Source organism: Tenacibaculum sp. HL-MS23 (assembly GCF_032463465.1).
Lineage (GTDB): Bacteria > Bacteroidota > Bacteroidia > Flavobacteriales > Flavobacteriaceae > Polaribacter > Polaribacter bernardetii.
Map to the genome: position 1 here is coordinate 1070616 of NZ_CP135989.1, position 20737 is coordinate 1091352.

A 20737-nucleotide genomic window follows, 5' to 3' on the forward strand; every position below is an offset into this window, starting at 1 on the left:
AAAAAGAGTCAACCTATTTCAGTATAATACAATGAATCCAAGAAAACTAACTTTATTTAGAGAAAAAAAGGAATTTATATTTCGCCGGAAAATATTGTTGCTATTTCTTGGACTGCTTTGATTTTCCTAATTTATTATTTAAAACATTCTTTCGGCTATAATTTTAAAGGCTTTGAAACTGGAATTCTTATTCTTGGAACTATTTATACAATCGGTCTTTTAATTAGTACTTTTTTTAGATATGAAAGAGAAATTGGAAAATACTGTGGAAGAATATCTTTTTATGAGAATCACATAAATATAGAAAACAAAGATTACGACCTTGGAGAAATACAGAAGCTGGAATTTTTCTCAACATTTGACATTAAAGGGGATTTCACAAATTACCTTTTGGATTTTACACCTCATTTATCAAATGGTTTGAATAATAGTTTTATTTTGACTTTGAAAAACGGAAATAAAATTGAATACAATTTTTTACAGACAAAATCTGAACAACTTAAATATTACAAAGACGTTTTAACGAATTATCACAAAAATGGAATTATAAGCTGCTTGGAATTGTTGAATATATTGAAAATTGAGGATTATAATGAAATTCAGAAATTTAAAAAAGAAATAACTATTGCCAACACCGTATAAAAAAAATTGCTAAATTAGTGCTTGACCAAAGTCAGTTGCATTTTTGCCAACTTCTGAATTTCCGTTGGAAATTCCTCTCTGACAAAACCGCAACTTTCCTTATACAAACACGTTGCAAGTAATGGCGGAAATCACTCAGACGGAAACAATTCTGAATTAAAAAACAAGAAATTTATTGTAGAATAATACTAATTTAAGTTACATTTTTCTGTCAACACTGGAAAAATAACAATCCCAAGTTTAGAGCAATTTTAGGGAATTTTTACTCAATCGGAATTTATAAAGATTGACAACAACAGAACTGAACGTAGAAAATCACTCTAACGGAATTTAGCAACTTTGCGGAATTGAAAATCTTTGCGGAATTGTTTACTCAAACGCTGAATTTTGAAAATACCGGAAAACCACAACTTGCAACAATGTGCATAATTTATTGCTAAACAGTTTTTCCTGCGGAAAAACCTCGCAAGCGTAAATGTCTGTGTTTTATTTATTATTTTTTCGCTAAATTTACGCAACAAACCATAAGCACAAAACCGTTAGTAAAAACTTTAGAAATCACTCAGACGGAAACAATTCTGTATTAAAATCATGAAACTTATTGTGGAATAATTCTAGTTTACAATTACCTTTTCTGTCAACACTAGAAAAATAACATTCCCAAGTTTAGAGCAACTTTACGGAATTCTTACTCAAACGGAATTTTAAGCGTTAGCAACAACAGAACTGAACGCAAAAAATCACTCTTGCGGAATTTAGCAATTTTGCGGAGCTGAAAATCTATGCGGAATTATTTACTCAAACGTTGAATTTTGAAAATATCGGAAATCATAAAACAGAATTACTTGTCGAAAAAAACGCATTTACTAACAACTTGTATATAAAAATTGCTTTATTTTAGCTAAACTAAATAGGCAGTGCTTTTTAATTAAGTCCAATTTTCCTGCGGAAAATTCGCCGAGCTCTTAAAAAGCAACTTTCTATACAAAAAACCGTTGGGTTTCATTAGCGGAAACCGTTAAAATTGAACATTTTTAGCTTTTAAAGTGAATTTTTACAATGGTGGAAAAATTTACAGAAAAGCTATTTTGGAATTTAATTACAATTCAAAAAAAGTAGCTTGAACAATTTAGTTTTTTATGTCAATTTTTTACAAATAGAAAAATTCTAGTTTAGAATTGTTTCGTTAAATAAAAATCTAAAAGCTGGAGAGTTTTGAAATAAAATTACAAACTTTGAGAGCTTTGAAAAGTTTTGAAAATTGAATTGGATACCAACACGTGGAAATCATAATTGCGGAATTAGAATCTTTGCGGAAATAATAACTGAAAATGAAAATAGAACGGAAAAACCATAAAACGAAAACCCAACAAGGTGCATAATTCATTAAGGTGGAACTTCCTTGCGGAATTTCCTCGCACTTTTATTATCTTTCGTTCAAATTCGGAAAAGCGCTGCGCTCTTTTCCTTAACGAAATCATGCACAAAGCCGTTGCCAATAATATAAAATCGAAGTCAAAAAAATGAATAAAACGAATAAAACCGAAATTGTTACAAACTTATTATGGACTATATTTGGAATAATTGGAGGAATAAATTATTACTCAAAATCGGAATATTGGATTTGCGGAGTTATGTTTTTAATTGGAATTTTATATTGTTATAAATTGATTAAATCAATTGTCGGAAAATGAAAAAAATACACTTCGATAATCTGAATAAAAATTGGTTTTTAATCACAATTTTAATTTTATCAATTATATTTTTACTCGTTGGAATATTTGAATTTATTCCATTTGAAAACCCTAAAGTAAATAAGAAAATAAGTGGTGCCGGTTTTTTACTTCAAGCAATATATTTCAGTAGAATGTTTTGGTTCAAAAACTACATTCAATGGAACAATAAAGGAGCTGTTATTAGAATTAATTCTTTTATTGGAAAATCGTTGAGTTTCGACAATATTAAAACGACTGATTTCAATGAAAAAAAACTAACAATAACTAAAGTCAGTGGAAAAATAATGACATTTGATTTAAAGGGAATTGCAGAATCTGATACTCAAAAATTGAAGGAAATAATAGTGAAAAATACTATTGCCAACACCGTATAAAATTAATTGCTTACTTTAGGCTTAAACAAAGGTTGTTGCGCTTTTGTAACGTCTGATTTTCCAGCGGAAAATCCTCGCACACAAAATCGCAACTAATCTTATACAAACACGTTAGCACACATTAAAAACCTGAACTTTCCTGAAATAGGTTGACTAAAAATTAAGCAATTAATTACAGTCACTTATGAAAACACAAAATGAACACTGGCGAAAAAAAAGCTACCAAAAAGCCACTTTAGAAACCAAACTTTTAGTCGTTGACCAAATCCTTAGCGGACAACTATCCAATAACCAAGCTTCAAAAAAATACGATATCCCTCGAACAACCATTACCTATTGGTTAAGAAAATACAGTACCTTAGTACAACAAAATACAGGTATGAGTAAAAACGATGAAATTAAAAAGTTAAAGGAAAAGATTGAAGAACTTGAGTTTCAAAAAGACTTCCAACAAGACATTATCGCTGATATGGAACTTATTACAGGAGTCGATATGTCAAAAAAGTCATTGCCCAAAACATTAGCAAAAGAGATAGAGCAAAAGAAAAAACAGCGTATAAAAGAAAATGGCTCTATGGATGTTTTGGGATATCTAAACAAGCCTTTTACAAAAGACTCAAAACCCAACAAAAACAACAAATAGAGCATCAAGAACTAATTAAAATGGTTAAGGACTACCGGAAAAAAGTAAGCTCTAAAACTGGTGGAATTAAGCTACATGCAGAACTTAAAGCTGATTTTAATAAGGCTAATATTAAGATCGGAAGAGACAAGTTCTATCGCTTCCTCAGACTAAATAATCTTTTGATTCCCAAAACTAAAAATTACATCAAAACGACAAACTCAAACCATATGTACAAAAAATATAAGAACCTAGTAAAAGACCACATTCCTACTCGACCAGAACAACTATGGGTAAGCGATATCACTTACATTAAAACACAATACGGTCATAATTATTTAGCTATTGTTACAGATGCTTATTCTAAACAGATTATGGGCTACAAACTAGATAACCACATGAGAACATCACTTTGCACCGATGCACTCGCTATGGCCATTAAAAACAGAAAATACCCCAATCAAAAGCTTATTCATCATTCAGACAGAGGTTTTCAATATTGCAATCCCAAATACACAGAATTCGCCGAAAACAATAACATTACAATGAGTATGACTGAGCAATACGACCCTTATGAAAATGCTGTAGCAGAACGAATTAATAGAACGTTGAAATACGAATATGGATTAAAACAAACGATTAAAAACACAGAACTAGCTCAAAAAATGACGGAGCAAGCAGTATATATTTATAACAATTTAAGAACGCATTTTAGCCTGGAATTAAGAAAACCTGCAGAAGTACATTTAAATCCTAATATCAAATACAAGTCGTATCGAAAAAATAAAGTAAATTTACATGAACTAACGATTTAAGAACGGAGAATTTTAACTAAAAAAGAGTCAACCTATTTCAGTATAATACAAAACGAAACTAATTGAATGAATATTATAGAAAAAGAAGCTGAAGAATTTTATGAATATGGTTTTCTAAATTCTGGAATTTATGCAGATTTAGAGAACATTAAATCATCTTTGACATCAAAAACTTACAATTTCAATCGAGACAGAGACAAGTTAGATTTTCTGAAAATTATTCGAGAATTAGCCATAAAAGACAAAGAAGAACATATGAAATCTTGTAATGGTTGTGGATATGACGAAGCAAGAGATATTGCTGTGTTTGCAGTCGACCAAGAAGTTGATGATATTAATCGTTTTTTTACTTATGAACCAAAATCAAATGATAAATTTAGTGTTGCAGAAGAATCAGAATTACATAACAAACTGAATGATATTATCGCTAAACTTGATAAACAAGGTTTTGGACAACAAATTATCTTTGAGGAAATAGAAGATTTAAAAAATCATTTTAATCTTGGAAAGAAAAATTGGTTTCAACTTTTAAAAGGAAAAGTTGTCGATTTGACATTAAAGAAAGTCTTGAATAAAACAATTGTTGAAGAAATATACAATCAATTAAGCGATAGCTTTGAACAAGTCGTAAAAATGATTGAATAAAAATATCTTCTGTATTTTAATAATAATTTTTAATTAACTCAAAAACAAATGATAATAGACACAAATATGTTCACCGAAAAGCAAAACTATATGATGTATGAGCTTTACAAAACAATGGAGAACGAATTAGAATCAAAGGAGAATTTAACTGAAGAAAAAGAACTTAAATTAGCTCATACAAAAACAAATATAGCGTCAATTGAAGCCTATGCAGACGCTAAAAGAGCAGAAGGTATTAGATGGTCTTTAACGAGCTTATTTCAAGATTCTGGAATGAATCCAACATTAATATTAGGTTTTTATCCAGGAACGTATAGTTACAATACTTATGGTAAAGAATTAGTTGTAAACGTTGAATACAGTGAAGAAGATTTAGTTCATATTTTTGAAAGTATTAGAGATAATGCAATACGAGTTACTGGACAATTAAAATTTAAAATTGTTCCAGAATTCATTGATGGTGAATTAAATACTGGTGATATTTATGCAATACAATAAAAAACTGCTTACAACAAAGAACTGAGGTAAAAAACAAACCTTTTCTTCATTAAATTTACACAATATTATTCTAGACTCAAAATGCTATTAGTTGGTATTTTGAGTTTTTATTTCCTGTATAATAACTACTTATTTAGCTAATACCGAAACATACTTTTCATCATAAGGTAAACCCGATTTTGCAATCGCAAAACTTTGTCTTATTAACTTATTTGAAACAGCTATTAATGCTAATTTTTTACTCTTTCCTTTGTTTACAATACGCTCATAAATTTCTTTACACGCTTTATTATGTTTACATGCATTAAAGGAACATAAAAACAAAAGATTCCGTAACTTTCTATTACCCACTTTACTTATCCTACTTCGACCTCTTACACTACTACCTGACTCTCGTATTGTAGGTGTTATACCAACGTAACTACAGAGTTGATTTGAGTTTTCAAACCTGGTAAAACCATCGGTAATTATAAGCATAAATAAGGCGGTCTTAAGTCCGATCCCTGGAATACTGGTTAATAAGGTTAACTGAAACTGCTGCTCTTGTTTTACTAAAGATAACAACCTTTCTTCAATTCCTTTTAACTCTTTATCTAAATGTTTTTTGTCTCTTTTCAAAGAACGATAAACCCATTTTGAAGGAATGCCTAAAACTTCTTCTCCATGTATTTTATTCTTGGTTGCTCTGCGTTTCTTGATAAAACTATCCATTAAACGAAACAATTGTAAGCATTCACTTTGTACATCTGTAAGAGCCGTATATAAAGGAACCTCATTTATTTGACCATATTCACAAATGGCTTTAGCATCGCTTTTATCTGTTTTTACTTTAGATAATTTCATCTGAATGAAACGCTTTACCGATAAAGGATTCACTACCGAAACTAAAATACCTTGTTTAAATAAAAACTGAGCTAGCCGATAATGATAATAACCCGTAGCTTCCATTATAACTAATGATTCTTTAGGAAGGTTTTTTAGAAAGATCTTAAAACCAGAGGCATCATTTTTAAATTGATCATGGCCACTTTTACTTCCATGAACATCAAATACATCTTTACTTATGTCAACTCCAAAAATTTCCTTATATTTATTCATAAGAACTGTTTTATGAAAGAATAAGCTACTTGACTCACAACAACTTGAAATCGAGATCTAGGTCTCACAGAACTGAACGTGATTGTTAGTAGAAAAGAGAGAGGATTATCAATGTTGTCGAAGTCAATGCTTCACCGTATATATTAACCTTAATTCTCTCTTTTATTCTTTCTGATTTATATCCCTTAAATTTAACCTTTTTATTAAATTGCTAACTTAAGATGTGTATAGTTAATGCGGGGGTTAGTGTTTAATTCAAAGTTTTGTGTATTTTTACCAAGTCCGTCAAATCATTTTGATTTGACTTTCGAACAAAAAAGATAAAGGCAAACAAAATGTTTTGCCTCGTGCTAAACTGAAAGTCTGCTGACTTTCTATTTCCGCACTAAACATACACGCAACGTTGGCAACAAGCAAAAAAAAACGTGCTGAAAACAAAAAATCATTCTGAATTTGAAAATTTTGTATATTTGAAAAAAGTTATAACAGATGGATATTCAATCAAGAAAAATAGAGTTTATGCAAGAATTTCTTAAAATTCAAAGTGAGGAAGTTATTTCTAAACTTGAAAACATATTGAGAAAAGGAAAGAGCAATCCTGAAAATATTGATTTTAAACCAATGTCTATTGAGGAATTTAATTTGAGAATTGACAAATCAATGAACGATTCAGAAAACGGAAAACTAATTGAGGCTAGTGAATTAAAAGCCAAAATGGAACAATGGAGTTAAAAATATATTGGACTGAATTTTCCGAAAAAGAACTCGCTAAAATCTTCAAATATTATAACAGAAAAGCAAATTTTCAAGTTGCTAAAAAAATAGTTGACGGAATTTACAATGAAACTCTAAAATTAAAAACTCAACCAGAAATTGGGCAAACTGAGGAATTATTAAAAGGAAGAAAACAACATTTTAGATATTTAATTTTTAAGAATTACAAAATTATTTATTGGGTAAATACCGACAAAAATTGGATTGAAATAAATGATGTGTTTGACACTCGACAAAATCCACCGAAAATTAAGAGAACAAAATAATGCCAGATTGCCAACAAAGAACTGAGGTAAAAAACAAACCTTTTCTTCATTAAATTTACACAATATTATTCTAGACTCAAAATGCTATTAGTTGGTATTTTGAGTTTTTATTTCCTGTATAATAACTACTTATTTAGCTAATACCGAAACATACTTTTCATCATAAGGTAAACCCGATTTTGCAATCGCAAAACTTTGTCTTATTAACTTATTTGAAACAGCTATTAATGCTAATTTTTTACTCTTTCCTTTGTTTACAATACGCTCATAAATTTCTTTACACGCTTTATTATGTTTACATGCATTAAAGGAACATAAAAACAAAAGATTCCGTAACTTTCTATTACCCACTTTACTTATCCTACTTCGACCTCTTACACTACTACCTGACTCTCGTATTGTAGGTGTTATACCAACGTAACTACAGAGTTGATTTGAGTTTTCAAACCTGGTAAAACCATCGGTAATTATAAGCATAAATAAGGCGGTCTTAAGTCCGATCCCTGGAATACTGGTTAATAAGGTTAACTGAAACTGCTGCTCTTGTTTTACTAAAGATAACAACCTTTCTTCAATTCCTTTTAACTCTTTATCTAAATGTTTTTTGTCTCTTTTCAAAGAACGATAAACCCATTTTGAAGGAATGCCTAAAACTTCTTCTCCATGTATTTTATTCTTGGTTGCTCTGCGTTTCTTGATAAAACTATCCATTAAACGAAACAATTGTAAGCATTCACTTTGTACATCTGTAAGAGCCGTATATAAAGGAACCTCATTTATTTGACCATATTCACAAATGGCTTTAGCATCGCTTTTATCTGTTTTTACTTTAGATAATTTCATCTGAATGAAACGCTTTACCGATAAAGGATTCACTACCGAAACTAAAATACCTTGTTTAAATAAAAACTGAGCTAGCCGATAATGATAATAACCCGTAGCTTCCATTATAACTAATGATTCTTTAGGAAGGTTTTTTAGAAAGATCTTAAAACCAGAGGCATCATTTTTAAATTGATCATGGCCACTTTTACTTCCATGAACATCAAATACATCTTTACTTATGTCAACTCCAAAAATTTCCTTATATTTATTCATAAGAACTGTTTTATGAAAGAATAAGCTACTTGACTCACAACAACTTGAAATCGAGATCTAGGTCTCACAGAACTGAACGTGATTTTTAGTAGAAAAGAGAGAGGATTATCAATGTTGTCGAAGTCAATGCTTCACCGTATATATTAACCTTAATTCTCTCTTTTATTCTTTCTGATTTATATCTCTTAAATTTAACCTTTTTATTAAATTGCTAACTTAAGACGTGTATAATTAATGGCTGGTTCTCGCCTACTTGCGAAAATCCTCGCGGATTTTCTATTCGGTTTGTATTTGCTAATTTAGTTCCTTAAACACGCAACGAAATCATACACAAAACCGTTGGCAATAATAAAATGCAGCCCTGAATAAAGGCTACATAATATTAAACACTTTTAGTTAAACAATCGAACACATATTACTTTAACACAATAATAAGTGAAAACATTTCTTTATTACTAACCGATTGTTTAGTTTTGTAAAGTAATTAGAAATAATGGCTAGGAAAAAAGAATATAATGAAGATATAGTCGTAGAAAAAGCAATGAATCTATTCTGGAGGAATGGCTATGAAACGACATCTATGCAAATGCTTGAAAAAGAAATGGGCATTAATAAGTTCTCTATATATGCTAGCTTCGGAAATAAACATGGTTTGTTTTTAGAAAGTTTAAAGAATTACAAGAAAAAAATAAACTTGATTTTCGAAGATTTAAAAAAATCGAACAATGGAATTGAAGATATTAAAGACTTTTTCTATAATTCAATAAAAATTTGTAGTGACGCTGGTAATCAAAATGGCTGTTTGGTTACAAATACTTATAACGAATTTTTGAACAAAGAAGATGAAATAATTAATGATCAAATGAATTCTTTTATGTCTGATTTAAAAGATTTATTCATTCTAAAGTTAAAAATAAATTCTGATAAGTGCGACGAAACTATATTAAAGCAAGCTAATTATTTATTATTAGCAAAACATGGTTTAGCGGCAGCATCAAGAGTAAATAGTAAAAAAGAAATAGAAGATTATATTGAAATGACTTTCAAAAACTTATAATCATTTTTTTTAGCTATTAACTAAACGATTGTTTAGATAAGGGCAAATTCAATAATAATAAACATAAACTCAAATATATAATTATGACAACATTAAACATTCACAACATAGAAACAGCTCCAAAAGAAAGTAAAAACCTATTAGAAGCATCTAATAAATCTTACGGAATGATTCCTGGATTACATGGCGTTTTAGCAAGTTCTCCACAGTTACTTGAAGCTTACCAAACATTACACCAATTATTTACAGAATCATCTTTTAACAATGATGAGTTAACTGTGGTTTGGCAAACTATAAATGTAGAACACGAATGTCATTATTGCGTACCTGCCCACACAGCAATTGCCGCAGCAATGAAAGTAGACTCTGCCATTTCAGATGCTTTAAGAAACGGAACGTCTATGCCTACAGAAAAACTACAGGCATTACATGAGTTTACGTTAAAGGTTACACGTAATCGCGGTAACGTAACACAAGATGATCTAAACACTTTTTATGCTGCTGGTTATGAAGAAAAACAAGTTTTAGAAGTTATTTTAGGTTTATCTCAAAAAGTAATAAGTAACTATACAAACCGTATTGCAAATACACCTGTAGATGCACCTTTTAAAAAATATGCATGGTCTAAGAACGATGTTGTTTCTTAAGACTTACAAAAAGAGAACTCGATTAATACTTTAGATTTCTATATTTACATAATGGTATAATTAATAAAATCGAAATAAAATAATTATGAAAGAAAAACTAAAAATAGATATCGTATCAGACGTGGTGTGTCCTTGGTGCACCATTGGTTATAAGCGATTAGAAAAAGCGATTAAAGAACTTGGTATCGAAGATCAAATTGATATTGAATGGCAACCGTTTGAACTAAATCCTAATATGCCTGCAGAAGGGCAAAATGTTATTGAGCATCTTACTGAAAAATATGGTTCGCCCGTAGCACAACAAAATGAGTCTAAACAACAAATGACAGAAATTGGTGCAGAATTAGGTTTTAAATTCAATTATTTTGATGACATGAGAATGGTAAATACATTTAATGCGCATGTTTTATTAGAATATGCTAAAGGTTTTGGAAAACAAACCGAATTAAAAATGCGATTAACAACTGCTTTTTTTAGTGATCAAAAAGATGTTTCTAATAATGCTGTATTAAAAGAAGCCTTATTAGATGTTGGTTTAAATGCTAATGAAGCCATGGCTAAATTAGATGATGAAAATGCGCGTTACGAAGTAAGAAATAAACAAAACTATTGGAAAAACTTAGGTGTAAACTCTGTTCCTACTTTTGTGTTTAACAAAAAAAGTGCGATTACAGGAGCACAACCTGTAAACTCACTTAAACAAGTTTTAACTGAATTAATTAATCAGCCATCAAATAAAAATTAATTAAGAGAGTAGAAACAAAGACGTATTTAATTTTAAACATCTTAATTTTCTATTTAAATTTGAAATCAAAATTTTAATAACACCTTATGATTAAAGCAAACGCAACAATAAAATTCTCTAACGGCTCAATAATGAACAATCGATTCATGTTAGCTCCTTTAACCAACCGACAAAGTCATGAAAACGGTCAGCTTTCTGATGATGAATTAAATTGGTTAAAAATGAGGGCTGAAGGTGAATTTGGTTTAGTGATGACGTGTGCTTCTCACGTGCAAGAAATAGGTAAAGGTTTTCCTGGACAATTAGGTGTTTTTAGCGACGACTTAAATGACGGGCATAAAAAACTAACCCAAAGCATTAAAGAAAAAGGAAGTTTAGCTGTTATTCAATTACATCATGCAGGAATGCGTACGCCACATGAATTGATAAACGAAAAACCTGTTTCTTCTTCTGATAATGAAAAAACAAATGCAAGAGGCCTTACACTTACAGAAGTAAAACAATTAAGAGATGATTTTATTACTGCAGCTGTTCGTTCTAAAGAATGCGGTTATGATGGTGTTGAAGTTCATGGCGCACATGGTTATATTTTAACACAATTTTTAAGCTCAGAAATAAATCATAGAACAGATGAATATGGTGGTTCGCTAGAAAACAGAGCTCGAATAATTTTTGAAATTGTAGACGGCATTAGAGAACAATGCGGAAAAGAATTTTTAGTCGGTGTTCGTTTATCGCCTGAAAGGTTTGGAATGGATATTGGTGAGGTGAAAATTGTTTGCCAACAATTAATTGATGCAGGAAACATTAATTTTTTAGACATCTCTTTATGGGATTGTTTTAAAATGCCTAATGATGAAAAATATCAAGAAAATAGCTTATTAAATCACTTTAAAAGTTTAGATTTTAAAGATGTTAAATGGACAGTTGCTGGTAAAATTAGCAAAGCTGTTGATGTTCAAAAAATATTAGATGCTGGTGTAGATTTTGTATCAATAGGAACCTCAGCTATATTACATCACAATTTTCCGAGGTTAGTGATGAATGATTCTAATTTTACACCTGTTTCAACACCTGTTTCAGAAGAACATCTTTTAAAAGAAGGTGTAAGCAAAACATTTATCAAATACTTAAAAAGATGGCCCGATTTTGTTAAAGAAGATTAGAAAGTAACTACTTTTTTATATTTAGTGATTATTTCATCAACATAAATTTGATTCATTTTACATTTCGATTTTAAATTAACTAAAACAGCGTCTTAAAATTACTTTTAAGACGCTGTTTTTATTGTTATAAATATATTTAAAATCGCCAACACACAATACGTGTAACTTTATTTCCCTGGCTCATCGGTATCACCTTAAATTCAGCTACTTTTAGTTTTTTAGCAGAATCTTCTAAACTTTTTACATTCTCTTTTTTAGACACTAAACTAGTAAACCACTTACTTGCTGTAGGCTGTAATGAGCTTTCATATAAATAGGTGTGTAAAAATGCTTTTTCGCCACCAACATACCAAAGTTCATTTGAATTTCCTGCAAAATTACGAACCGTGTTATTACCTAAGTTTCTAGATTTTCTTCGGTTTGCTCCTCTTGCTTCTTCTGCCGATTTATAAAACGGAGGATTACACATCGTTGCCGAAAAAGAATCTCCTTCCTCTATAATATCTTTTAAAATATGTGCTTCATTAAACTGTTGACGTAATTCAATTTTATCACTTAAATCATTGTCGTCAATAATATCTTGTGCATAATCTAACGAATCTAAATCGATATCTGTAGCTACAAAATTCCAGTCATACTCTACAGTTCCTAAAAGCGGATAAATACAACTTGCACCGGTTCCAACATCCAATACTTTTACGTCTTTAACCCCACCAATTAAATCCGCTAAATGATGAATATAATCTACTCTACCAGGAATTGGCGGACATAAATTTTCATCAGAAAAATTCCAATCTTTTATATTATAATGCGCTACTAATAATGCCTTGTTAAATTCTTTTACTGCTATTGGATCAGAAAAATCGATTGTTTCTTTATCAAATTTTTCGATAACAAACCCTTCTATTTTCGGATACTTTTCTTTTAGCAATGTAAAATCATATCCGTTTTTATGCTTGTTATTTTTATGTAATTTACTTTCTTTGTCTTTCATTAATTTTTGTTTATGAAACCGAATTCAAATGCGTATTATAAAAAGAAAACTTCTTTGTTTGTAAAAAACTGGAAAACTAAAAGAAATAACAAATCACTATTTGCCTTTAAAAGAGCCCTTAGTTTTGCACTTCCTTTTTCGTTTATATTTATTTTTTGGGAAGTTGGTTTTTCTGAAAAATTCTTTTATGAATTCCCACTGTTCTTTTTTATCAACATGGTTATCTATTTTACTTTTGCTTATTTCATTTCCTATAAACTAAACGAAAAAAGTTATCAAAAATATAAAAACCAAGGATTTTAATTTAAATCTCTATTACTGTAAATTCTAATTGCAATGGCTGTAAACCTTCTTTTAACGCTTTAATTAAAGTATCTCCGTACTCTAAATAATACTCAGAAAAATTTCGTTGTCGCTCTTCTAAACTTTGGTTTGGTAATATTTCGTTTTGCAATAATACAATTCTATCTACCAAATCTTTTTGTCTTCGCTTTTCTGCTCTTAACCAACGTTTTTCTAAATTATCTAAACCTTTTAATTGCTTTTTTTCTTGAGCATTTACAGCACCTACAAATGATACATCTGTTTTTTTAGCCAATTCTCTTAAATCGACAAACTGTTGCTGTAAAAATTCTTTTTGACTCGTAAAATCAACTTTTTCTTCTGAGGTTTCTAATACTTTATCTTTTAGTAAGCTGTTTTGATCTTGAAAAGATTCTTCTAATGAAATATCTAGTTTTGCTAATTTCTTAGCTTGCTTTTCAGAAATTATCTGCACTGAATTACGCAACAATAAAATAGGAAAAGATACTTTAACTTCATCAAAGTAATCTTTTAACTGCATCCAATAAGCCAACTCTCCTCCTCCACCGATATAACATAAGTTTGGCAGTACTACTTCTTGAAATAACGGACGCATAATTACATTTGGTGAAAATCTTTCTGGAAAATCATGAACTTCTTTTAACAACGCGTCTAACGTCCAATAAATACTAGTGTTATTTACTTTATACACATCATCTTCAAAAACAATACGTTCACGAATTTCATCTGTTAAATAAAATAAATTAATTTCTCTTGGGTTTACCTGAATCTTATACTCTTCACCCAAACGCTTTATAGTTTCGGTTACTTTTTGGTGTGAAATCTCTTCTTTTAATTCGCGCTCAATAAACCGAATAAACTCTTGCTTTAATTCGCGGTTATCGGCATCAAGAATTACCAATCCATATTCACTAAACAATTCATTCGCTATGTATCTTGTTGCATCAGCTAAATTATTGTGTTTTATATATCCTTCTTTAAAAAGGTTGATTAAATATTGTGCATTTTTTGAAGTTCCTAAGTGGTTCGAAAACACCTCTAAAACATCTTCTAATCCCTCTGTAGAAAAACGTCCTACACCTCCTGTTTGGTTAGAGTTCCATTGTACTTTTTTCCCTTTGAAATTGAAGTAGTTTATTTCTTCAAAATCATGATCTTCTGTTGCCATCCAATAAATTGGCACAAAGTTTTGTTGCGGATAATTAGCTCTTAGTTCTTCACACAAATTAACAGTTGAAAATATTTTATATAGAAAATATAAGGGTCCCGTAAACAAATTTAACTGATGCCCAGTAGTTACCGTGAAAGTATTCTCTAATAATAAATCATCAATATTTTGCTTTGTTGCTTCTGATGTTTTTATCGTAGCATATTGTTTTTTTAAAACAGTAACTAAGGTTTTTCTTGCTGCTGTTGAAAAATTTTTGCTTTCTATCTGATTTTTAAAACTTTCTAATGATGGAAAGTTTTTATAAAATGGTTGTAGTTTTTCTGATTTCTCTAAATAATCAATCATTGTTTTAGAGAAAAAACCGGTCTTTTTAAAAGGAATATGTGTAACTTTCATTTACTTATTTATTCTTTGAAACAATGTGTAAATATAAGGTCTTTTTCCACCATACGGATTTACAAATATGTGATTAAATTCTGTGATTAACTTAAACTGATTTCCTAAACGCTCTTGCAACATTTCGCTATTGTATCTCTGCAACTCTAAGCCGCAACATTTTTCTGCGCCATCTAAAGCAAAAACTGCAATAATTACGAATCCGTCTTTAACTACAACTTGCTTTAACAAATTAAAATAAGCTGCTTTTTCTTCTTCTTTTAAAAAGAAATGCAATACCGCTCTATCATTCCATAAATCAATATTACTTAGCTTATTTAACTTTTCAGGCTGTATTAAATCATCCGCAATAAAAGTTACTTTCACTGCTTCTTCAGCTAAGCGGTCTTTTAAAGTAGTTAGTGCTTTTTCAGATAAATCGCTTGCTATTAAATTCGTGTAACCATCAGCCAATAATTCGTCTATTAAAACCGAAGAACCAACACCTACATTTAAAATAGTTGCGGTTTTTTTTAATCCTGATTTAGAAATTAAAGACATTGTTTGTGCTGCCTTTTCTTCAAACCAACCTAACTTCTCGGTTGTGTTTTTTGTGTATGCAGTATTCCAGTGATTTTTATATTCAATTTTCGCTGGGCTTTTACAATCACTCTCTTTTGTAGTCATAGTTCAAAAATAGTGAAATTTGACATCTTGTCGAAAACAAAACACTTTTCTAACAGATTTTTAACTACATTCTTTTTTAAATCATCAATTTGGCTATTTTTACAGTTAATAAGTTAACTTGTAAAAACATTTTAACGAAAGCTAAATCACTTAAAATCTCACTTAGTGAGCAAAAAATGAACTATGCAGTTTAAACATCCTGAAATTTTATACTTCTTAGTACTTTTACTAATTCCTATTATAGTTCACCTATTTCAATTACAGCGATTTGTTAAAGTTCCGTTTACCAACGTTGCCTTTTTAAAAAAATTAGCACTACAAACTCGTAAAAGTTCTCGCATAAAAAAATGGTTGATTTTAGCTACGCGCTTACTATTATTTTCGGCCTTAATCATCGCTTTTGCACAACCTTATTTTAGCAATCATAAAAGCGATCAACAACAACATTTCTTAATTTATTTAGATAATTCTTTAAGTACAAATACCGATGGCGAAAAAGGGAACTTATTACAAGTAGCTAGCCAAGAAATTCTAGAAAACATATCAGAAAAAGCAACTTACTCTTTAATTACAAACGATGAATTTCATAAAAATAAAACAGCTTCTGATTTAAAAGATATTTTGTTAAAAGTAAAAAATACCGCTAAAAAAACGGAATTAAAAGATGTTTTATTAAAAATATCGACCGAAAACAAAACAAATATACTTTCTGAAAACATTATTATTTCTGATTTTCAGAACGTAAAAAAAGAAGACTTATTAAGTTCTCCAAAGAATACCTCTTTTGTAAAATTAAATCCGCAGCAAAAAAGTAATTTATCAATAGATAGTGTTTTTATAAGTGACAACGGTACAACAAATTTTCAAGTAAATATTCTTGTTAAAAATCAAGGTATCTTTAAAAAAAATGTACCAATTGCTATTTACAATAAAGAGAAGTTAATCAATAAACAACTTTTTTCTATTGAAGAAAATAAAACCCAAAAAGTGGTTTTTTCAATCTTAAAAACAACTGATTTTTCTGGGAAAATTGAACTAAATTTTAAAGACACTTATACTTTTGATAATTCCTTTTATTTCGCCATAAACTCCAACACTAAAACTGCTGTTTTAAATATTGGCGAACCTGCTGGTTTTTTAAACCGAATTTATACAAAAGAAGCATTTGACTTTACATCTTCTACTATTAAAAATCTGAAGTACAATTTAATTCAGAAACAGCATTTAATTGTTTTAAATGAAATTGATAATATTCCAGAAAATCTTATTGCTAGTTTAATTGAATTCACTAAAAATGGTGGAAATTTGGTTGTAATACCTTCTAGAGATTTAACCATTTCGTCTTACAGCAGTTTATTTAACAAACTTAAAATAGGAAAACTACTCTCTAAAAAAACTGATAGTTTAAAAATTACAACTATAAATTACAAACATCCGATTTTAAAAAATGTGTTTGAAAAAATTGTTCAAAATTTTCAATATCCGTTTGTAAAAACCGCTTATAATACGCAACTATTAAACGCGAGTACTGTTGTTTCTTTCGAAAACAAACAAGGCTTTATACAACAAGTAAACTTAACAAATTCGGCTATTTATTGGGTAGCGGCTCCGCTTAGTAAAGAGAATAGTAATTTTATAAATTCGCCTTTGGTAGTGCCAGTTTTTTATAATATTGGTAAATACAGTTTACAACTTTCTAAATTATATTATACGATTGGTGAGCCCTCGGTTATTGATATTAACAAACAATTAGGTAAAGATGAAATAGTAACTATTTCTAATAACCAAACTTCCTTTATACCGCTGCAGCAAACACTTCAAAACAGTGTAAAAATTACAACTACAGATCAACCTTTAGTTGCCGGGTTTTATCAAATAAAACAAGAAGCTAGTATTTTAAAGAATAGTGCTTTTAATTATCCGAAGAAAGAAAGCTTATTAAATTTCTTAGACTCAGAAAACTTAAACTCAAAAACCACAGCTAATTCGGTTAAAAATACCTTAAACAATATTAATAGTGAAAATAAAATTCAATGGCTTTGGAAATGGTTTTTAGCCTTAGCCATTGTATCTTTGCTTATAGAAATTTTGATCTTAAAATTCTTTAAACCATGACAACGCTGCTAAAATCGGCTACAATTATTGATGCCTCTAGTCCTTATCACCAACAAACTAAAGACATTTTAATTACTGATGGTATTATTACCAAGATTAACGATACGATTACTTCTAAAAAAGAATATCAAGTTTTAAAACTTGATAACCTTCATGTTTCTACAGGTTGGTTTGATACGAGTGTTTCTTTTGGTGAACCTGGTTATGAAGAGCGCGAAACAGTTAAACATGGTTTATTAGTAGCCGCTAAAAGCGGTTTTACAGCTGTTGCCGTAAACCCGAATACAAACCCGGTAATTGACAATAAATCTGCTGTGGAATTTTTAATTAATAAAGCAAACGGATTTGCTACGAACCTATATCCTATTGGTACGTTAACGCAACAAAGCAAAGGTGTTGAAATGGCAGAATTGTACGACATGCAACAATCTGGTGCTATTGCTTTTGGAGATTATAATAAACCTATTGCTAACGATAATTTATTAAAAGTAGCTTTATTATACACTCAGAATTTTAATGGCTTGGCAATGAGTTTTCCTAAAAACAATTCGATTGCTGGTGAAGGCGTTGTTAATGAAGGTAAAAACAGTACGCTTTTAGGTTTAAAGGGGATTCCTGCTTTAGCAGAAGAACTTCAAATTTCTCGTGATTTATTTTTATTAGAATATACCGGTGGAAAACTACATATTCCTACAATTTCAACTAAAAAATCGGTTCAACTAATTAAAGACGCTAAAAAGAAAGGTTTAGATGTAACGTGTAGCGTAGCTGTTCATAATTTATTTTTAACTGATGATGAATTACATGATTTTGATGGTAATAAAAAGGTAAATCCACCACTAAGAGCGTTAAACGATACAAAAGCATTAATAAAAGGTTTAAAAGATGGAACGATTGATATGATTACTTCAGATCATAACCCGATAGATATTGAGCATAAAAAAGTAGAATTTTCTGCGGCTAAAGACGGAACCATCGGTTTAGAAAGTGCTTTTGGCGTTTTAAATTCAGTATTAGATTTAGAAACTATTGTAAACTGTTTATCTAACAACCCAAAAGAACGTTTTGGAATTGAAAGATCAGTTATCAAAGAAAATGAGAAAGCAAATCTATCAATTTTTAATCCTGATGGATCTTATACATTTTCTGAAGAAAACATCATTTCAACATCAAAAAACAGTATTTTTTTAGATAAAGAATTAAAAGGAAAAGTATACGGTATTTACAATAATAATCAATTAATCTTAAATTCATAATATGAGTTTACATTACATCCTAAGAGAACCTAAGAACACAACTACAAATCCGCCTTTATTAATTTTACTACATGGGTACGGTAGTAACGAGCAAGATTTATTTTCGTTTGCAGAAGAATTACCTGATAACTTATTAATTGTTAGTGCGCAGGCACCACACAGTATGGGTATGGGAGCTTATGCTTGGTATGCTATTAATTTTGATGCTGTTAACGGAAAGTTTTCTGACTTAGTGCAAGCAAAAGAATCAGTAGATGAAATTGCTTTATTTATTGATGAAATAAAAAACAAATACAACACAAATCCTGATAAAACATTTCTTTTAGGTTTTAGCCAAGGAGCTATTTTAAGCTACGCACTAAGTTTTAATTACCCTAATAAAGTGCAACATGTAATTGCTTTAAGTGGTTATATTAACGAAGAATTACTACCTAAAGAAATAAGAAGTACGATTACTACAGATTATTATATTTCTCACGGAACTGTTGATCAGGTACTACCTATTGATTGGGCTCGAAAAGCGCCACAAATTTTATCAGACAATAAATTACAAAGCGAATATTCAGAATATCCTGTAGGACATGGAGTTGCGCCACAAAACTTTTATAGTTTTAAAAAGTGGATAGAAAATCGTTTGTAAAATTTAATTATTATTTTTAAGTAAAAAGGAATATTTTTGTATTCTAAAGAGTCAACATGGATTTATTAAATCAAGATGTTCTATATTTTTGGAGCACACCATTTTTTATTTCAATAATTTTAATTGAAATATATTTTAGTTATAGATCGAAAAAGAAAAATTATAATTTTAAAGACACTTCTACGAATGTTTATTTTGCACTAATTAACTTTAGTCTAGATCTGTTAATGAAAGTAATCTCTTTTGGAGTAATGGGAATTTGCTATTATTACCGAATTGTAGATTGGGAATATTTAGGCGTAGCTTATTGGTTATTTGCTTTTATTGGTCAAGACTTTTTATATTACATACATCATTATGTAGATCATCATTCAAGGTTTTTTTGGGCGGTTCATGTAACACATCATAACTCTGAATATTATAATATTTCAACAGGCTTTCGTTCACCAGTATTACAGCCTTTATTTCGTTATATGTTCTTTTTACCTTTAGCTTTTTTAGGGGTTGAACCTTTACATATTATGTTTGCTTACGCATTGAATCAAATTTACGGTACTTTATGCCACACAAATTTCATAAAAAGTAAATTAGGCTTGTGGGGATTTTTCTTTGTAACTCCGTCGCATCATAGAGTGCATCATGCTTCGAACACCAAATACTTAGATAAAAACATGGGAATGGTTTTAATTATTTGGGATCGTATGTTCGGAACATTTCAAGCTGAAGAAGATGAAGTAACTTACGAAAAACTACGTTACGGATTAACTTCTCCTTTAGAAGACAAAGGTCCTATCAATATAATTTTTCATGAATGGAAAGAGATTTTTAAAGACTTCTTTAGTAGAAAAAAACATTTACCACTAGGCACTCGACTTAAATATGTTTTTATGCCTCCAGGTTGGAGTCATGACAACAGCTCTAAAACAAGTAAAGAGTTACAAGCTGAATTATCCGCTGAACAAAAATAAAAAAACCGAGCTTTAAGCTCGGTT

General features: G+C 29.8%; 21 protein-coding genes. 16 read left to right on the plus strand and 5 right to left on the minus strand.

The window, feature by feature from the left end:
- Positions 1–117: 117 nt before the first annotated feature.
- The 6 genes from RRF68_RS04940 (at position 118) to RRF68_RS04965 (ending at position 5332) form a co-directional block, all read left to right on the plus strand.
- The gene (locus tag RRF68_RS04940) at positions 118–642 is read left to right on the plus strand and encodes a hypothetical protein (protein ID WP_315945187.1); all 525 of its coding nucleotides are present in this window, start codon (positions 118–120) and stop codon (positions 640–642) included.
- A gap of 1690 nt (positions 643–2332) precedes the next feature.
- On the plus strand, positions 2333–2752 hold the full coding sequence (locus RRF68_RS04945; protein ID WP_315945188.1) for a hypothetical protein: 420 nt from the start codon (positions 2333–2335) through the stop codon (positions 2750–2752).
- A gap of 184 nt (positions 2753–2936) precedes the next feature.
- Positions 2937–3395: a helix-turn-helix domain-containing protein gene (locus RRF68_RS04950; RefSeq protein WP_315944587.1), complete on the plus strand. Its 459-nt coding sequence runs from the start codon at positions 2937–2939 to the stop codon at positions 3393–3395.
- The gene (locus RRF68_RS04955; protein WP_315945361.1) at positions 3341–4189 is read left to right on the plus strand and encodes an IS3 family transposase; all 849 of its coding nucleotides are present in this window, start codon (positions 3341–3343) and stop codon (positions 4187–4189) included. The genes RRF68_RS04950 and RRF68_RS04955 overlap by 55 nt, the downstream gene beginning before the upstream one ends.
- Before the next feature lie 66 nt (positions 4190–4255).
- Positions 4256–4834 (plus strand): hypothetical protein, encoded by a 579-nt coding sequence (locus tag RRF68_RS04960; protein WP_315945189.1) that lies wholly within the window; start codon positions 4256–4258, stop codon positions 4832–4834.
- A 48-nt stretch (positions 4835–4882) separates the two neighbouring features.
- Positions 4883–5332, plus strand: coding sequence for a hypothetical protein (locus RRF68_RS04965; protein WP_315945190.1), 450 nt, complete (start codon positions 4883–4885; stop codon positions 5330–5332).
- Between the two features lie 129 nt (positions 5333–5461).
- Here RRF68_RS04965 and RRF68_RS04970 read toward each other — a convergent pair whose 3' ends face one another.
- Positions 5462–6430, minus strand: coding sequence for an IS110 family transposase (locus RRF68_RS04970; protein WP_315945191.1), 969 nt, complete (start codon positions 6428–6430; stop codon positions 5462–5464).
- A gap of 489 nt (positions 6431–6919) precedes the next feature.
- On the opposite strand from RRF68_RS04970, the gene RRF68_RS04975 reads away from it, so the two are divergent.
- The gene (locus RRF68_RS04975) at positions 6920–7162 is read left to right on the plus strand and encodes a hypothetical protein (RefSeq protein ID WP_315945192.1); all 243 of its coding nucleotides are present in this window, start codon (positions 6920–6922) and stop codon (positions 7160–7162) included.
- A complete protein-coding gene (locus RRF68_RS04980) occupies positions 7153–7470 on the plus strand; it encodes a type II toxin-antitoxin system RelE/ParE family toxin (protein WP_315945193.1) in 318 nt (105 codons plus the stop codon). The genes RRF68_RS04975 and RRF68_RS04980 overlap by 10 nt, the downstream gene beginning before the upstream one ends.
- A gap of 129 nt (positions 7471–7599) precedes the next feature.
- Here RRF68_RS04980 and RRF68_RS04985 read toward each other — a convergent pair whose 3' ends face one another.
- On the minus strand, positions 7600–8568 hold the full coding sequence (locus RRF68_RS04985) for an IS110 family transposase (RefSeq protein WP_315945191.1): 969 nt from the start codon (positions 8566–8568) through the stop codon (positions 7600–7602).
- A gap of 493 nt (positions 8569–9061) precedes the next feature.
- On the opposite strand from RRF68_RS04985, the gene RRF68_RS04990 reads away from it, so the two are divergent.
- The 4 genes from RRF68_RS04990 to RRF68_RS05005 all read left to right on the plus strand — a co-directional run bounded on the left by RRF68_RS04990 (position 9062) and on the right by RRF68_RS05005 (position 12183).
- A complete protein-coding gene (locus RRF68_RS04990; protein ID WP_218773401.1) occupies positions 9062–9625 on the plus strand; it encodes a TetR/AcrR family transcriptional regulator in 564 nt (187 codons plus the stop codon).
- 83 nt (positions 9626–9708) lie between these two features.
- Positions 9709–10272 (plus strand): carboxymuconolactone decarboxylase family protein, encoded by a 564-nt coding sequence (locus tag RRF68_RS04995; RefSeq protein ID WP_315945194.1) that lies wholly within the window; start codon positions 9709–9711, stop codon positions 10270–10272.
- Between the two features lie 85 nt (positions 10273–10357).
- The gene (locus RRF68_RS05000; protein ID WP_315945195.1) at positions 10358–11017 is read left to right on the plus strand and encodes a DsbA family oxidoreductase; all 660 of its coding nucleotides are present in this window, start codon (positions 10358–10360) and stop codon (positions 11015–11017) included.
- Positions 11018–11103: 86 nt separating this feature from the next.
- The gene (locus RRF68_RS05005; protein WP_315945196.1) at positions 11104–12183 is read left to right on the plus strand and encodes an NADH:flavin oxidoreductase; all 1080 of its coding nucleotides are present in this window, start codon (positions 11104–11106) and stop codon (positions 12181–12183) included.
- A gap of 136 nt (positions 12184–12319) precedes the next feature.
- On the opposite strand, the gene rlmF is transcribed toward RRF68_RS05005, so the two are convergent.
- From rlmF to RRF68_RS05020, 3 genes are all read right to left on the minus strand, one after another.
- Positions 12320–13177: a 23S rRNA (adenine(1618)-N(6))-methyltransferase RlmF gene (gene rlmF / locus RRF68_RS05010; protein WP_315945197.1), complete on the minus strand. Its 858-nt coding sequence runs from the start codon at positions 13175–13177 to the stop codon at positions 12320–12322.
- A gap of 304 nt (positions 13178–13481) precedes the next feature.
- Positions 13482–15068, minus strand: coding sequence for a bacillithiol biosynthesis cysteine-adding enzyme BshC (gene bshC, locus RRF68_RS05015; RefSeq protein WP_315945198.1), 1587 nt, complete (start codon positions 15066–15068; stop codon positions 13482–13484).
- A complete protein-coding gene (locus RRF68_RS05020) occupies positions 15069–15734 on the minus strand; it encodes a class I SAM-dependent methyltransferase (RefSeq protein WP_315945199.1) in 666 nt (221 codons plus the stop codon).
- 183 nt (positions 15735–15917) lie between these two features.
- Here RRF68_RS05020 and RRF68_RS05025 point away from each other — a divergent pair, with 183 nt between their 5' ends.
- Genes RRF68_RS05025 through RRF68_RS05040 form a run of 4 tightly spaced genes read left to right on the plus strand, consistent with a single transcriptional unit; the run spans position 15918 to position 20713 of the window.
- Complete coding sequence (locus RRF68_RS05025; protein WP_315945200.1) at positions 15918–17849, plus strand: BatA domain-containing protein; 1932 nt, start codon at positions 15918–15920, stop codon at positions 17847–17849.
- Complete coding sequence (locus tag RRF68_RS05030; RefSeq protein WP_315945201.1) at positions 17846–19105, plus strand: dihydroorotase; 1260 nt, start codon at positions 17846–17848, stop codon at positions 19103–19105. Before RRF68_RS05025 ends, RRF68_RS05030 begins: the two co-directional genes overlap by 4 nt.
- Position 19106: 1 nt before the next feature.
- Complete coding sequence (locus RRF68_RS05035; RefSeq protein ID WP_275316738.1) at positions 19107–19745, plus strand: alpha/beta hydrolase; 639 nt, start codon at positions 19107–19109, stop codon at positions 19743–19745.
- Positions 19746–19801: 56 nt separating this feature from the next.
- A complete protein-coding gene (locus RRF68_RS05040) occupies positions 19802–20713 on the plus strand; it encodes a sterol desaturase family protein (RefSeq protein WP_315945202.1) in 912 nt (303 codons plus the stop codon).
- The last annotated feature ends 24 nt before the right edge of the window (positions 20714–20737 follow it).